Here is a 14,226-nt window from a genome sequence, read left to right on the forward strand (position 1 = left end):
AAGGGATTGTTATGAAAAGCAAAGACAAAATCGCTGTAACCGTCATCACCGTGTTTGCCGTAGGTGTGCTGGTTTACCTGCTGGCGCCGGGTGTGTTCGGCAGCAAACGCCAGAGCACCAACGACGCCTTCGTCGCCGCTGACTACACCCTGGTGGCGCCGCGTGTGGCCGGCTTCATCAAGGAAGTGCTGGTGGAAGACAACCAGCGGGTCAAGGCCGGGCAGTTGCTGGCGCTGATCGATGACCGTGACTTCCGCGCCGCTGCCCAGGCGGCCGATGCCGATACGCTGGTGGCCCAGGCGCAGCTGAAAAATGCCACGGCAACCCTGGAGCGCCAAAGCTCGGTGATCGCCCAGGCCCAGGCGACTGTGGCGGCGGATCGCGCCGAAGTGGCGTTTGCCGAACACGAACTGAACCGCTACAACCACCTCGCGGGTGTAGGCGCCGGCACCGTACAGAACGCCCAGCAAGCCAAGACGCGTATTGACCAGGCCACCGCGCGCCTGGCGAATGCCACGGCGGTGCTGGCCGCTGAACGCAAGCAGGTGGAAATCCTCAGCGCCCAGCGTGATGCGGCAGAGGGCGGCCTGAAACGTGCCCAGGCCGCACTGGAAATGGCCAGCTATCAGCTGTCGTACACCCGCATCGTCGCGCCGGTGGACGGCATGGTCGGCGAGCGCGCGGTGCGGGTCGGCGCCTATGTGACGCCGGGCAGCAAGATCCTCGCCGTGGTACCGCTGGCCGAGGCCTACGTGGTGGCCAACTTCCAGGAGACCCAGTTGTCCCACATGCACGCTGGCCAAACGGTGGACGTGAAGGTCGACAGCCTCGACGGCGAAGTGCTCAAGGGCCACCTCGAAAGCCTGGCGCCAGCTACCGGCGTGACATTTGCCTCGGTCAAACCCGACAACGCCACCGGCAACTTCACCAAGGTGGTGCAGCGTATTCCGGTAAAAATCATCCTGGAGCCCGGCCAGGCGTTGACCGAGCGCCTGCGGGTCGGCATGTCGGTGGAAGCCAGCGTCGACACCCACGCCGCCGCCCAGCAACGTGAGGTGGCGCAGCAATGAGACGCCTTGCCTGGTTAACCTTGAGCCTGCTCACCCTGAGTGCCTGCACCGTCGGCCCGGACTTCCAGCGCCCGCTGAATCCCGTCGGCCAATGGACCGAGCCCCATGGCCGGCAAGCCGCCAGCCACGCGGTCAACGACCCGCTGGAAGAGCGCTGGTGGGAAGTGTTCCACGACGCGCAGCTCACCGCGCTCACCCGTCGCGCGCTGACCGATAACCTTGACCTGAAACTCGCCAGCAGCCGCCTGCAACAAAGCCGCGCCGCGCGCCAGGTGATCACCGCCGAGCGCTACCCGACCGTCAACGCCACCGGCGATTACCTGCGTCAGCGCAACAGCGCCGATGGCTTGAGCGATGCCTCGGGCAAGAACGGCCGCTCGGCGTTCAACCAGTGGGACATGGGTTTCTCCGCCGCCTGGGAGCTGGACTTCTGGGGCCGCGTAAAACGCGAAACCGAAGCCGCCGACGCCACCCTGCAAGTCGCCGAAAACGACCGCCGCGCGGTGCTGTTGTCGGTGCTGGCGGAAACCGCCCAGGACTACATCCAACTGCGCGGCGTGCAAAACACCCGCGCCGTCACCGAGCAAAACCTCGAGGTGGCGCGCCACAGCCTGAAGCTCTCGCAACTGCGCCTGGCCGACGGTGTCGCCACTGACCTGGACGTAGCCGAAGCCGCTGCTCAAGTGGCCGCCATCGAGGCGCGCCTGCCGGATTTGCAGCAACGCCAGGACCAGTTGATCAACGCCCTGAGCCTGCTGATGGGTGAACCGCCACAAGCCTTGTACGCCAAATTGTCCAAGGACGCTGCGGTGCCGCAAACCCAACGCCAGGTCGCCATCGGCCTGCCGTCGCAACTGGCCGAGCGCCGCCCGGATATCCGCCAGGCCGAAGCTCGCTTGCATGCGGCCACCGCCTCCATTGGTGTGGCCAAGGGCGACTTCTACCCGCGCATCACCCTGTCTGGCAGCGTGGGCTCCCAGGCGTTGCAACTGGCGGATTTCGGCTCGTGGAGTTCGCGTGCATTCGCCTTCGGCCCGCAACTGAGCTTGCCGATCTTCAACGGTGGCCGGTTGCAAGGCATGCTCGATCTGCGCGAAGCCCAGCAACAGGAAGCGGCCCTGGCCTACCAGCAGACCGTGCTGCGGGCCTGGCATGAAATCGATGATCAACTGACCCGCTACAACGCCAGCCAACTGCGGCGCGACAGCCTTGCCGAAGCCGTGCGGCAGAACCAGATCGCCCTTGCCACGGCGCAGCATCAATACGTCGAAGGCGTGGTGGATTTCGTCAACGTACTGACCGTGCAAAGTGCGTTGCTGGCGACCCAGGAGCAGTGGGTGGAAAGCTCCACCGGCGTGTCCCTGGCCATGGTCGGGTTGTACAAGGCATTGGGTGGGGGCTGGGAGTCGGTGTATCCGGAACAGACGGCAGGGCGTTAATACCAGTGCCCACAGTCCAGGGACTGTGGGCATTCAAGGATTCTGCAAAAACACCACATACCCTCGAAACCACTCACTGCCCTTCAAATACCCCGGCTCCTCCCACTCTCCACCCTGAATCAACCCAATCTTGAACGGCACCCCCAACCGGTTCATCCGTGGCAGATAGGCCGCGTAGTCCGGAATGCTGTGGCGCCCCTGGTAGGTCTGCACCACCACTTCATCAATCACGCCCTTGAGTTGTGCGATGGCGGCCGGGTCGGCGTTGCTGCTCCAGTCCATCAGCCCGGTGATGCTCAGGCGTAGGTCCTTGGGCAAGCGTTGGCGCAGGTCGCGCAGGAAATCCGCGTATTCGTCGAGGTATTGCGTGCGCGCATCGAAGTCGATCTGGATGCCCACCACCGGGTTGCCCGCATCCCGCCAGCGTTGCACCTGGCCGAGCATCTGGCTGTACACCGACTCGGGCCAGTGCAGGGTGTGGGCGCGGTACACCACCCAGATTTCACCCTGGGTGATGCGCGGCACACTCATGCCCTGGGCGATGAATTGCACGCCACGCCGGGGCGCGCGGCGGGTCGAGTTGATCTGGCCCTGGAGGATGTACAGGGTTTTCGCCTGCTTGAGCACCGGCTGCGGCGCGACGCCGCTCCACAGCCAGAACGCGTCATGGTCGCGGGCGTCCACCGCGCCGAAGGCCGGGCTTGCCAGCAGGAGCAGGGCCAGCCAGAAACGCTTCACGGCTTACCAGTAGTACTGCAGCGACTTGCCCCACTGGGTGTCGGCGAACCCGGTTTTCAACTGGCGGAACCAGCCTTTGCGCACGTTCTTGTCGACGTCTTCGCCACCGCAACTGTTGTAGCCCGAAGGTCCGTAGCAGTTGATGGCACGAAACAGCGCGTAGGCCTTGTCGTTTCGCGGTGCCTTGGGATTGCCGATCACCCGCTTGTAGCCCTCCAGTCGCGAGAAGGTTTCACCCTTGAAGGGCGAGGCAGTGCTGCCCAGGCTGCCGGCGGAGCGCGCTTGTTCCAGGGGCATGCCGTCCAGGCCGTTACGCAGGACGAATTCCCCCAGGCAGTTCAGGCCCTGCGGGTTTTTCGGATCGGCCTGCAAGGTGCTGGCGATTTGCGCGATGCTCGGGCAGGTGTAGCCGGACTCGGCCTTGTCACCGTTCCACTGGAACAGTCTCAACGACTGGCCGCCGCTGTAGACGTAGCCCAGGCTGGTGCCGAGCTTGTCATCGGGAACCGAGGCGGGCAGTTGCTTGAGGTCCTCGGCAAAGGTCTCGAACTGGCCGCGCAGCAGGTCTTTATAGAGCAGCGTGAATTGCGCAGTCTGGCGCTCTACCGGGTCTTCGGCATGGGCAAGCTGTTGGCGCAGCAGGTCGGGACCGGCGACGTTGCGCAGCAGGATATAGCGCACCTGCTTGGCACTGATCGGCGAATCGGCGGCGAATACCTTGGCCAGCTGGCCGCTGCGTTCGTAGTTCATCGCCAATGCGAGCTCCAGCTGGTCACGTTGCAACGGTTGCTTGGTCAGCGGCAGCAGTTGCAGCCACAGCGCTTCGGCGGCTTTCCAGTCTTCCTTGGCTTCCAGCGCGAGGCCACGCAGGGTCTGTTGGCTGAAAGCGAAGTAGTCGAGATTCGACGGCACGTCTTGCGGCAGCAGCTTCAAGGTACGGTCGGGCTGATGCTCGACGTTCAGGGCAAACGCCGCCTGCACGTAGGCATACAGCGCGGGCTCCTGCGCGAACACCGCTTTTTGTGCATCGAGCGCTTCACGCGTGAGCTTCGGCGGCTCACCGGCACGCATCCACATCAGGTCGTTGAGGGCCAGGATCAGCGGGTTGCCCACAGGTGCCGTGGTGCTGGTCAGCAGCTTGGTGTCGGCTTCCTGCACCAGTTCATCCAGCGACACGTTGCGCTGGGCATCGGTGGCCTGGGTCAGTTGCCAGGCAAAGTCGTCCGCCAGTTTGTCGGGGTTGGGCGCCAGCCAGTGCACCCGGCGCAACAGGCCACGGGCGGAGGCGGCGTATTCGCCCTGTGGATAAGTTTTCAGGTAGTCGTCGAAAGCGCTTTCGGCCCGTTGCAGGGCAGACTTATCCACATGCTCAAGCGACGGCGTGCCGTATTCATCGAAGGCATTTTGCTGGGCGTCGTTCAGCGCGGTGCGGGCGGTCATGTACAGCGCTGTTTCCTTCAGCCAGGGCAGCGAGCTGCTCGTCAGCCCGGCAAAACCTTTTTGCGCATCGCTGAAGCGTCCGCTGTAAAAGTCCCCGGCGGCTTTCAGGTAGGTGAGCAATGCCTGGCCGTCTGCCGATTTGATTTGGTCGGCCTCGCCTGCCGCTACGCCGTCCGAGGAACAACTGCCGAGCATCTGCAGCCGCAGCTTGGCCAGTAACTGGCGCTCGGCCTGCGGTACATCGGCCTTCACCACCTGGCTGATAAACGCGGCGGCACTGTCATCGGCATTGCTGCGGCAACGGCTGCCTTCGCCGGAAAGGAAGGCTTCACCGGCGGTCTTTGCGTCGTCGCGCGTGATGCCCAGCGGGCTGAGCAGTGCATCCAGTTCGGCGGTGCGCGAGTCGTCGGGTTTGTTGTCGGGTTTGTTGTCGGGCTCATCCGCAGCCGGCATAAGCCGATACACCGGAAAGGGCACCGGGCCAAATCCTTCGGACACGTCCTGCTCGCCCAAGGCATTCGGCGCCAGCGGCATGACGTTTTTGTCCGCCAGCAACAGCCGCAGGTTGACCCGGCTGTCATTGCCGGGGCTCAGGAAGGGCAGGTTGCTGCACACGTCCAGGCTGTTGCGCGACACTCGCCAATCCGGGTAGCAAGAGTCATCGCCGCTGGCGTGGGCCTGGAGGGGAAGGGTGGCGAGCAATGCCAGTGCCAGGGGTGACAGAAGACCGATGCGCATGAAATGTCCTTGATCCTGAATCCATGGAAGGCAGCAATCATAGCGTGATCCGATGAAAGCGTCGGAGACGTCCTGCGCAAAATTCAGATTTGTCCGATTGGCGGATGGTTGGTCAAATCCATGCAAAACAGCGGGCGAATCAAGGCCTTTTGACCTAGAGTGGCGGGTGTTCGCGCAAGCGCAGGTTCAGTAGTGGGTGAGGAAGTAGAGGTGCGACGCTCTGTGGCGGAACAAGACAACAAGGCCGGGGCATTGCCCGTGCTCAATCCTGGCCTTTGGGAGAATGCCGGCTGGCTGGCTCGGTTGTGGTGGGTACCGCTGGTGGCGTTGGCCATGGCCGTGCGTTTCTATGGCCTGACCGCCTCCGCCATCTGGGGCGATGAAGGTTCAAGCCTGCTGCTCGCCGAGTATTCCCTGGAAGACCTGTGGTTTCACGCCGCACATGACGTTCATCCGCCGCTGTATTTCTTCATGCTGCGCGGCTGGATCGAGGTGTTCGGCGACAGCATTTTCTCCCTGCGCAGCATGAGTGCGATCCCCGGTGTGGTCGCAGTCGGCCTGGGAATCTGGCTGACAAGGCTGATCGCGACCCGTCGCGCGGCGGTGCTGGCCGGGATTCTGTTGGCGTTGCTGCCCACGGCAGTGCGCTACAGCCAGGAAGTGCGGATGTATTCGCTGCTGGGCGTATGGCTGCTGGCCGCCACCCTGGCCTTGGTGTATTGGGTCCGCCAGCCTGAGCGCAAGCGCTATCTGGTGGCCTATGCGCTGTTGATGACGGCAGCCTTCTACACCCACTATTTCACCGCGTTGTGCGTGCTGGTGCATTGGTCATGGCTGCTGTTGCTGCGCCAGCCACGGGCCGGCGGCCTGCGCCTGGTCACGCGTGCGGGCTGGTGGTTGGCCAACATTGCCATTGTGTTGCTGTACTTGCCCTGGCTCCCGAATCTGCTGGGCCTGGTGCAGCACACCGAAGAACTCAAGGTGGGCGGTGATATTGGCTGGGAAGACCCGGTCAACCTGTATTCCGTGCCGTCGATGGTGTGGCAGTTCCTCATTCAGGACCCGGGCGACCACTTGTGGCGACCGCTCTTTGTGGTGTTTCCGTTATTGCTGATGGCGCTGGTCGGTGTGACTGCCTGGCGCGATCAAAGCCGCTTTCGCTTTGGCTGGCTGCTGGGGCTTTTTTTCATGCTGCCAGTGCTGCTGGTCTATGGGGTTTCGTTTATTTCCCCGGTGTTTATCGAGCGTTATCTGACCGCCTACGCGATGAGTTTGCCGATCATCGTGGCGTTGGCCGTCGACCGTCTGTCGTCGCGCTTGCCGCTCGCAGCAGCGGCAGTCTTCGTGTTGTTTGTCGGGGTCGAGCTGGTGGGCGTGAAGACCAACTCCACCGTCGATGAGCATGATCAGTTCAACGTGGTGGTGGAGTTCGTCAATCGCAACTACCAGGAAGATGACCGCATCGTCATCAGCGACATGCTGTGGTACCTGCCCTACGTCTATTACGACGAGACCGACGCCCAGTTGCAGCTTTTCACACCGCCGACCGCCGCCGGCAAGTCCACCCGGCCTAATGCCTATGGTTTTGGCACCCTGGTGGACCAGGATGGCGGGCGCATCTACCTTGATCGCTTGTCGGCGTTACCCGCCGAGATCCAGCGTGTATGGCTGATCAGCGCCGCGGAGCCGCCGGATGAGTTTGCCCCGTTGCCGGCCGGATGGCGTCAGCTCAGCCAACAGGACGGCGGCGGCGCGCGGGCCCGGCTGTTCGTGCTGTGTAACGCGCCAGCGGGCGTGCACCGTGAGGGCTGCGATTAATCCGCGCAACACCTGAGAGGTTTATGTTCGCCTGGGGGGCTAGACTCAGGTGAACCCTCTCTCCAGGAACGCCTCATGGAATCCCCAGTCCACAACTTGCCATCGTTGTTCAAACAGCTCGGTTTGCCCGATGACCCGGTCAGCATCGAGCGGTTCATCGCGGTCCACTCTCCACTCAAGCCCGAATTGCATCTGGCGGAAGCGTTTTTCTGGACGCCGCCCCAGCGGGCGTTTTTGCGTGAGGAGATTCTGGAGGACGCGGATTGGGCGGAGGTGGTGGATGAGTTGAATTTGCGGTTGAGAGAGGGGCGAGGAGTCTAAGCCGTCAAGAGGCGGTTGCTTTCTCTGGTGGCCATTGGCGAGCGGTGTGCACAAGCGCCACGACCCTTTCTACGTCGGGCTCAAGTTGGTAAGCAAGGCGGTAGCTTGGATGAGGAATGACTTCGCGTGTGCCTGTGATCCTGCCGAGTGGGCCGATTTCTGGGTGTTTTGCCAGCCCCAGCACTGCACTGCTGAAGCGTCGATCCATATCGGCTGCGGCTTGTGGGTTTTTCTCAAATAAAAAGTCCCAGATATCCCTACGGTCCTGCGCCGCTTCCGGCGTCCAGGCAACCCTCATTCCTGATTATCTACGTGAGCACGTTTCGCAGAAAACTCAGCTTCCAAATCCTCATTGGAAATCTCTCTGCCTGCCTGTATCGAGGCGCGAGAGGCGTCTACTTTACGCTGCAAGAACGCGTCGTACTCCCGTGATTCCTGCTGGGCCTGGACAAACTGACGCATCATATCTCGCACGATTTGCGATGCAGGACGGTGGGTAGCCTCGCACTCGGCCATGAATTGGTCGCGTAGTTCCGACTCAAGCTTCAAGGTGAAAACGGCTAGTTTTGACATAAGTGAATGCTCTAGATTGGTATGTACGAAGTATATACAACGTGCATACCTGACGACGCATGTGAGCTGAGTGAGGCGACTGACGGTTGCTGACAGCAAACCACCTTTCCCCAAACCAGCTTTACTTAGCCCACGGGCCATCCACCCATCCGCAAATTTGTATCAAAACTTGACTGCATTGGATCCATCGACCATATTGATAGTTAGCAAACTAACTGTATGCGAATAATCCAGTGTCCCAGACCCTCGAACAACTCCAGATGAACATCAGCAGCAGCATGGTGGTAGGTGCCAGGACCTGGCGCAAAATCTGCCAGACCACGCTCGTCAGCTATGGCATCTCTGAAGCCTGCGCCGTGCCGCTGCTGATGATCGGCCGCCTCGGCGACGGTGTGCATCAGGTCAAGGTGGCCCAGGCCGCCGGGATGGAAAGCCCGTCCCTGGTGCGCCTGTTGGATCAGCTGTGCAGTTCTGGCTATGTGTGCCGCACCGAAGACATCCACGACCGCCGCGCCAAGGCCTTGAGCCTCACCGCGCGTGGCCGCGAGCTGGTGCAGGCAGTGGAACAGCAACTGGTGCGCCTGCGCCGCGAGGTGCTGGCGACAATCGACCCCGATGACCTGGAAGCTGCTTTGCGTGTACTGCGGGCCTTCGAAGGTGCCAATCAACATCCCATGGTTGTGAGTTCTTGAACGGATTTTTTACCGGCATGCCGCCGGCCAGGGATTGGTTCTATGGCGTAAGGACATTCGCCGCTTCAATGATCGCGTTGTACATCGCCATGCTGATGCAAATGCCGCGTCCGTATTGGGCGATGGCCACGGTGTATATCGTGTCCAGCCCGTTTGTCGGCCCTACCAGCTCCAAGGCGCTGTACCGGGCGGTCGGTACCTTCATGGGCGCGGCCGCTGCGGTGTTTTTTGTGCCGATGTTTGTGCAGACGCCTTACGTGTTGGTGGTGGTGATCGCGCTGTGGACCGGGATTCTGCTGTTCCTGTCCCTGCACCTGCGCACCGCCAACAGCTATGCGCTGATGCTGGCCGGCTACACCTTGCCGCTGATCGCCCTGCCGGTGGTGGATAACCCGCTGGCGGTGTGGGATGTGGCCGAAGCGCGGACCGAAGAGATCTTCCTCGGCATCGCCGTGGCGGCGGTGGTGGGGGCGATGTTCTGGCCGCGACGCCTGGCGCCGGTGTTCGATGACTCGGTGAGCAAGTGGTTTGCCGACGCCCAGGTCTACAGCCAGCGCTTCCTCAGCCGCAACGTGCAACCCGAGGAAATCAGCACCCTGCGCGGCGGCATGGTCGCTACCTTCAACACCCTGGAATTGATGATCGGCCAACTGCCCCACGAGGGCTCCCGGCCGCAAACGGTGCGCAATACAAAGGAGCTGCGCGGGCGGATGATCCACCTGCTGCCGGTGATCGACGCACTGGACGACGCCGTGTACGCGCTGGAACACCGCGCGCCGGAATTGCTCGAGCGCTTCACGCCGCTGCTGACCGCCGCCAACGAGTGGCTGGCCAGCACGCAAAAGGATGCGCCCCTCGAACGCTGGCGTGTCCTGCGTGACCAGATCGAAGCCCTGCAACCCGATGCCGACGCCCTGGATGACCGCCATCAGTTGCTGTTCTCCAACGCCCTGTATCGCCTGGGCGAGTGGGTGGATCTGTGGCAAGACTGCCGCAGCCTGCAAGCCGCCATCCAGTGCGAAAGCCAGGACAGCTGGCGCGCAGTTTACCGCCACTGGCGCCTGGGCCGGCTGACGCCATTCCTCGACCGTGGCCTGATGTTCTACTCGGCGTTTTCCACCGTCACCGCGATCATCGTCGCCTCGGTGCTGTGGATCCTGTTGGGCTGGACCGACGGTGGCAGTGCAGTGATCCTGGCGGCGGTGGCCTGCAGCTTCTTCGCTTCGATGGACGACCCGGCGCCGCAGATCTACCGGTTCTTTTTCTGGACGGCGATGTCGGTGCTGTTCGCCAGCCTCTACCTGTTTCTGGTGCTGCCCAACCTGCATGATTTCCCGATGCTGGTGCTGGCGTTTTCGGTGCCCTTTATCTGCATCGGCACGCTGACGGTACAGCCGCGTTTCTACCTCGGCATGCTGCTGACGCTGGTCAACACCTCGTCGTTCATCAGCATCCAGGGTGCCTACGACGCGGACTTCCTGGCCTTTGCCAACTCCAACCTGGCGGGCCCGGTAGGCCTGTTGTTCGCCTTTGTCTGGACCCTGATTGCCCGGCCGTTCGGCGCTGAGCTTGCGGCCAAGCGCCTGACCCGTTTCAGCTGGCGCGACATCGTCACCCTGACCGAGCCTGCGACCCTGGCCGAACACCGCAAGATGGGCGTGCAAATGCTCGACCGCCTGATGCAACACCTGCCGCGCCTGGCCATGACCGGCCAGGACACCGGCATCGCCCTGCGGGAAGTGCGGGTGGCGCTGAACCTGCTGGACCTGCTGGCGTACTCGCCGCGCATCCTCGGGGTGCCGCGGGTGTTGTTGAACCAGGTGGTGGAAGGCGTCGGCGGTTACTTCAAGGCCTGCCTCAAGGCCGGTGAACGTCTGCCGGCCCCCAGCGGTCTGCTGATGACCCTCGACCGTACCCGCCGCGCCCTCAACGGCCAGGGCCTGCAAGGCGAGGACGAAACCCGCCTGCATTTGTTGCACGCCCTCAGCGGCTTGCGCCTGGCGCTGTTGCCCGGCGTGGAATTTCTTGGCGGCACAGAGATGGAAGCGCCGTTACCCGATGGAGCGCCTTTATGATCGGTGATCTGGATATCAGCGGGGTGTTCCTGCCCACGTTGCTGGTGCTGATGGGCATTACGTATGTGTTGTACCTGGTGGTGCACGGGCTGTTGACCCGCGTCCACTTCTATCGCCTGGTCTGGCACCGGGCATTGTTCAATGTGGGTCTCTACGCTCTGTTGCTGGGCGCAGTGGATTCACTCAGTCGATACCTCATGACATGAAAAAACCTTTTTTGACCATTGGCCGTGTAGTCCTGACGTTACTGGTGGTGACCTTCGCCTGCGTCGTGGTGTGGCGCATGGTGATGTACTACATGTTCGCGCCGTGGACCCGTGACGGCCACATCCGTGCCGACATCGTGCAGATCGCCCCGGACGTGTCCGGGTTGATCCAGCAAGTGGACGTGCGCGACAACCAGTTGGTGGTGCGCGGCCAGGTGCTGTTCTCCGTCGACCAGGACCGTTTCAAGCTGGCCCTGCGCCAGGCCCAGGCCGCCGTGGCCGACCGTCAGGAAACCCTGGCCCAGGCCGTGCGCGAGAACAAGCGTAACCGTGGCCTCGGCAACCTGGTGGCCAGCGAGCAACTGGAAGAAAGCCAGTCCCGCGTCGCCCGTGCCCAATCGGCCCTGGCCGAGTCGCAAGTGGCGGTGGATGCCGCGCAACTCAACCTGGACCGCTCGGTGATCCGCAGCCCCGTGGACGGCTACATCAACGACCGTGCGCCGCGTAACCAGGAGTTCGTGACCGCCGGGCGTCCGGTGTTGTCGGTGGTGGACAGCAACTCGTTCCACATCGACGGCTACTTTGAAGAGACCAAGCTCGACGGCATTCACGTCGGCCAGAGCGTCGACATCCGCGTGATCGGCGACAACGCTCGCCTGCGCGGGCATGTGCAGAGCATCGTCGCCGGTATCGAAGACCGTGACCGCACCAGCGGCTCCAACCTGCTACCGAACGTCAACCCGGCGTTCAGCTGGGTGCGCCTGGCCCAGCGGATTCCGGTGCGCATTGCGTTTGACGATGTGCCGGCAGACTTCCGCATGATTGCCGGGCGCACCGCCACCGTGTCGATCATCGACGACCAACCCAAGTCGGAGAACAAGCCATGAAACGGCTTTTAGCAACCGCCGGGCTGGGGTTGTTGCTGGCGGCCTGCCAAGTGGTGGGGCCCGATTACAAACTGCCGGACAAGGCGGCCGTGAACCGTGGTGACCTTCAGGGCCAGTTGGCCGGGGAGGGCAGCAATGTTGTGTCGGCGCCGGTACCGGCGGACTGGTGGAAGCTCTACCAGGACCCGCGCCTGGATAAGCTGGTGGAGCAGGCCATGGCCTCCAACACCGACCTGCGGGTGGCTGCGGCCAACTTGCAGCGCTCGCGCTATCAGGTGCAGCAAGCCGAATCGGCCGGCGGCTGGAGTGCCGGCGCCAAGGCCGAAGCCCAGCGCCTGCAAGAATCGGGTGAGGCCTATTTGCTGACGGAAAAAGTCCCGGTGGCGAATATCGGCAGCGCCAGTATCAGCACCTCCTATCAATTCGATTTGTTCGGCACCTTGCAGCGTGGCATTGAAAGCTCCCAGGCCACTGCCGATGCGGCCCAGGCGGCGTCTGATATCGCCCGTATCACGCTGGTGGCGGACGTGGTGCGCTCCTACACCCAGGTGTGTGCGGCCAACGAAGAGCTGGCAATCGCCAACGAGTCCCTCGACCTGCAAGCCCAGAGCACGCACCTGACCCAGCGCCTGCGGGATGCCGGGCGCGGTGATGAAACCCAGGTCACCCGTTCGCAAACCCAATACAAATCCTTGCGCGCCGAAATGCCGCGCTATGAAGCACTGCGCCAGGCCGGGCTGTTCCGCCTGTCGATGTTGCTGGCCAGGCCGCTGGATCAACTGCCGGCCGGCACTGCCCAATGCGCCGAGCTGCCGCACATCGCGCAGTTGTTGCCGGTGGGCGATGGCGCCACGCTGCTCAAGCGCCGCCCTGACGTGCGCCAGGCCGAACGCCAACTGGCGGCGGCCACCGCGCGCATCGGTGTGGCCACCGGCGCGCTGTACCCGGACATCAGCATCGGCGCCACCGTGGGTACCGTCGGCATCCTGGATGACCTCGGCACCCCGGCCACCAACCGTTGGGGCTTTGGCCCGCTGATCAGCTGGACGCTGCCGACCAACGGCGCCCGCGCCCGCATCCACGAAGCCGAAGCCGCGACCCAGGGCGCCCTGGCGCACTTCGACGGGGTGGTGCTCAACGCTATCCGTGAAACCCAGACGGGCCTCGCGCAATACACCGCGCAACTGCAACGCCGCGATGCCCTGGCGGATGCCGGCGCGTCGGCCAAAGAGGCGGCGGAGCAGACGCACCGGTTCTTCCAGGCCGGCCGCGCGTCGTTCCTGGCCGACCTGCAGGCCACGCGTACCTACACCGACGTGCGGGCGCAATTGGCCGCGGCGAACACCCAGGTTGCCATGAGCCAGATCGATTTGTTCCTGGCCCTGGGCGGCGGCTGGGAAAGTGGACGAACGCAAGCCACACAAGCCAGCAAACCCTGAGCTGATTGCTATGCTTTGACAGGCGGACTTACGTGATGGTCCGCTGGTCACTGCTCGCGTTTGCTCATGGGGATTCCAATAATGAAAAACCCTTATGCTCCCGCTTTCTGGTGCGTGTTCTTCGCACTGGTGTTGCTATCGGCGACTTACTTCTACGGCATCATGCTGGCCCATCAAATCGACAAGGCCATGGTGTTCCTCGACAGCGCCAGCGCGTTGATCGCGGTGCTGTCCATCGGCGTGGTGGCCTGGGCCTCCTACCAGGGCCAGCGAATCAAGCGAAGACTGCTCGAACAAGGCAAGACCCGCGTGGCGATCTGGGATACCAAGGTTGCCCTGCGCCGGGTCGAGACGGTGTTCGACCGCTACTTCTGGGGCAGCTACTGGCAGCCGGGGCGCACCTTCCAGGAAGTCATGGGCGAACTGACCGGCACACCGCTGGAAAAAAGCCTCGAAGCCCTGAAAAAACAATGCGTGATGCTTGATCGGCAAGTCGCCGACGGACGGCATTGGCTGAATAACGCCCGGGAATTATCCGACGTGGCCACTGCGATGGCGCGGGAGCGTTACCAGCTGGATTTTTATGATCCCAAGTCGGATACGCCGGGCAATGCGGTGATTCACCGTGAGTTTGAGGTGCTGGTGTATACGTGGACGGCGCGCCTGAAAAGCTTCGACCATCAACTTGATGAGATCGAAACCGAGTATTCCTGAAATCTGTGGTGTCTGTACTGACGCCTTCGCGAGCAAGCCCGCTCCCACATTCGATCGAGTTCCATCTTTGGAATGC

At 62.8% G+C, this 14,226-nt stretch carries 14 protein-coding genes; 10 read left to right on the forward strand and 4 right to left on the reverse strand.

Going from position 1 to position 14,226, the window contains the following annotated elements:
- Window positions 1–11: 11 nt before the first annotated feature.
- Window positions 12–1,070 carry an HlyD family secretion protein gene (locus ACW9I6_RS13820; protein ID WP_177020631.1) on the forward strand — a complete coding sequence of 353 codons (1,059 nt, stop codon included), beginning with the start codon at window positions 12–14 and terminating at the stop codon, window positions 1,068–1,070.
- Complete coding sequence (locus ACW9I6_RS13825) at window positions 1,067–2,509, forward strand: efflux transporter outer membrane subunit (protein ID WP_457339440.1); 1,443 nt, start codon at window positions 1,067–1,069, stop codon at window positions 2,507–2,509. The genes ACW9I6_RS13820 and ACW9I6_RS13825 overlap by 4 nt, the downstream gene beginning before the upstream one ends.
- A 33-nt stretch (window positions 2,510–2,542) precedes the next feature.
- Here ACW9I6_RS13825 and ACW9I6_RS13830 read toward each other — a convergent pair whose 3' ends face one another.
- Together ACW9I6_RS13830 and ACW9I6_RS13835 are read right to left on the reverse strand one after the other, a co-directional pair.
- Window positions 2,543–3,247, reverse strand: a complete 705-nt coding sequence (locus ACW9I6_RS13830) for a DUF3142 domain-containing protein (protein WP_134325515.1) — start codon at window positions 3,245–3,247, stop codon at window positions 2,543–2,545.
- A 3-nt stretch (window positions 3,248–3,250) separates the two neighbouring features.
- Entirely contained in the window at window positions 3,251–5,425 is a 2,175-nt protein-coding gene (locus ACW9I6_RS13835; RefSeq protein ID WP_457339441.1) for an outer membrane assembly lipoprotein YfiO, read from the reverse strand.
- Window positions 5,426–5,647: 222 nt separating this feature from the next.
- Here ACW9I6_RS13835 and ACW9I6_RS13840 point away from each other — a divergent pair, with 222 nt between their 5' ends.
- Both ACW9I6_RS13840 and ACW9I6_RS13845 read left to right on the forward strand, forming a co-directional pair.
- Window positions 5,648–7,243 carry a glycosyltransferase family 39 protein gene (locus ACW9I6_RS13840; protein ID WP_457339442.1) on the forward strand — a complete coding sequence of 532 codons (1,596 nt, stop codon included), beginning with the start codon at window positions 5,648–5,650 and terminating at the stop codon, window positions 7,241–7,243.
- A gap of 75 nt (window positions 7,244–7,318) precedes the next feature.
- Window positions 7,319–7,564: a DUF2789 domain-containing protein gene (locus tag ACW9I6_RS13845; RefSeq protein WP_177020625.1), complete on the forward strand. Its 246-nt coding sequence runs from the start codon at window positions 7,319–7,321 to the stop codon at window positions 7,562–7,564.
- A gap of 4 nt (window positions 7,565–7,568) precedes the next feature.
- Here the strand turns inward: ACW9I6_RS13845 and ACW9I6_RS13850 are convergent, their stop codons facing one another.
- Together ACW9I6_RS13850 and ACW9I6_RS13855 are read right to left on the reverse strand one after the other, a co-directional pair.
- Window positions 7,569–7,862 carry a type II toxin-antitoxin system RelE/ParE family toxin gene (locus tag ACW9I6_RS13850; RefSeq protein WP_177027844.1) on the reverse strand — a complete coding sequence of 98 codons (294 nt, stop codon included), beginning with the start codon at window positions 7,860–7,862 and terminating at the stop codon, window positions 7,569–7,571.
- Window positions 7,859–8,137, reverse strand: a complete 279-nt coding sequence (locus tag ACW9I6_RS13855; RefSeq protein WP_003218199.1) for a hypothetical protein — start codon at window positions 8,135–8,137, stop codon at window positions 7,859–7,861. The genes ACW9I6_RS13850 and ACW9I6_RS13855 overlap by 4 nt, the downstream gene beginning before the upstream one ends.
- Before the next feature lie 260 nt (window positions 8,138–8,397).
- Between ACW9I6_RS13855 and ACW9I6_RS13860 the strand changes: the two genes are divergently transcribed.
- From ACW9I6_RS13860 to ACW9I6_RS13885, 6 genes are all read left to right on the forward strand, one after another.
- Window positions 8,398–8,829: a MarR family winged helix-turn-helix transcriptional regulator gene (locus ACW9I6_RS13860; protein WP_008433651.1), complete on the forward strand. Its 432-nt coding sequence runs from the start codon at window positions 8,398–8,400 to the stop codon at window positions 8,827–8,829.
- Complete coding sequence (locus tag ACW9I6_RS13865; protein WP_134325520.1) at window positions 8,826–10,904, forward strand: FUSC family protein; 2,079 nt, start codon at window positions 8,826–8,828, stop codon at window positions 10,902–10,904. Before ACW9I6_RS13860 ends, ACW9I6_RS13865 begins: the two co-directional genes overlap by 4 nt.
- Entirely contained in the window at window positions 10,901–11,110 is a 210-nt protein-coding gene (locus ACW9I6_RS13870; RefSeq protein WP_003218193.1) for a DUF1656 domain-containing protein, read from the forward strand. The genes ACW9I6_RS13865 and ACW9I6_RS13870 overlap by 4 nt, the downstream gene beginning before the upstream one ends.
- Window positions 11,107–11,997 carry an efflux RND transporter periplasmic adaptor subunit gene (locus tag ACW9I6_RS13875; protein ID WP_003218191.1) on the forward strand — a complete coding sequence of 297 codons (891 nt, stop codon included), beginning with the start codon at window positions 11,107–11,109 and terminating at the stop codon, window positions 11,995–11,997. Before ACW9I6_RS13870 ends, ACW9I6_RS13875 begins: the two co-directional genes overlap by 4 nt.
- Complete coding sequence (locus ACW9I6_RS13880) at window positions 11,994–13,436, forward strand: efflux transporter outer membrane subunit (RefSeq protein ID WP_003218190.1); 1,443 nt, start codon at window positions 11,994–11,996, stop codon at window positions 13,434–13,436. The genes ACW9I6_RS13875 and ACW9I6_RS13880 overlap by 4 nt, the downstream gene beginning before the upstream one ends.
- An 81-nt stretch (window positions 13,437–13,517) precedes the next feature.
- Window positions 13,518–14,150 (forward strand): hypothetical protein, encoded by a 633-nt coding sequence (locus tag ACW9I6_RS13885; RefSeq protein WP_003218188.1) that lies wholly within the window; start codon window positions 13,518–13,520, stop codon window positions 14,148–14,150.
- Window positions 14,151–14,226: the final 76 nt, after the last annotated feature.

Source organism: Pseudomonas sp. SDO5522_S412 (assembly GCF_054071215.1).

Bases quoted from the DNA above. Each gene is read 5' to 3' on its own strand.
- ACW9I6_RS13855 (WP_003218199.1), bottom strand. From the start codon at position 8,137: ATGTCAAAACTAGCCGTTTTCACCTTGAAGCTTGAGTCGGAACTACGC.
- ACW9I6_RS13885 (WP_003218188.1), top strand. From the start codon at position 13,518: ATGAAAAACCCTTATGCTCCCGCTTTCTGGTGCGTGTTCTTCGCACTG.
- ACW9I6_RS13835 (WP_457339441.1), bottom strand. From the start codon at position 5,425: ATGCGCATCGGTCTTCTGTCACCCCTGGCACTGGCATTGCTCGCCACC.
- ACW9I6_RS13820 (WP_177020631.1), top strand. From the start codon at position 12: ATGAAAAGCAAAGACAAAATCGCTGTAACCGTCATCACCGTGTTTGCC.
- ACW9I6_RS13870 (WP_003218193.1), top strand. From the start codon at position 10,901: ATGATCGGTGATCTGGATATCAGCGGGGTGTTCCTGCCCACGTTGCTG.
- ACW9I6_RS13875 (WP_003218191.1), top strand. From the start codon at position 11,107: ATGAAAAAACCTTTTTTGACCATTGGCCGTGTAGTCCTGACGTTACTG.
- ACW9I6_RS13845 (WP_177020625.1), top strand. From the start codon at position 7,319: ATGGAATCCCCAGTCCACAACTTGCCATCGTTGTTCAAACAGCTCGGT.
- ACW9I6_RS13880 (WP_003218190.1), top strand. From the start codon at position 11,994: ATGAAACGGCTTTTAGCAACCGCCGGGCTGGGGTTGTTGCTGGCGGCC.
- ACW9I6_RS13825 (WP_457339440.1), top strand. From the start codon at position 1,067: ATGAGACGCCTTGCCTGGTTAACCTTGAGCCTGCTCACCCTGAGTGCC.
- ACW9I6_RS13860 (WP_008433651.1), top strand. From the start codon at position 8,398: ATGAACATCAGCAGCAGCATGGTGGTAGGTGCCAGGACCTGGCGCAAA.
- ACW9I6_RS13850 (WP_177027844.1), bottom strand. From the start codon at position 7,862: ATGAGGGTTGCCTGGACGCCGGAAGCGGCGCAGGACCGTAGGGATATC.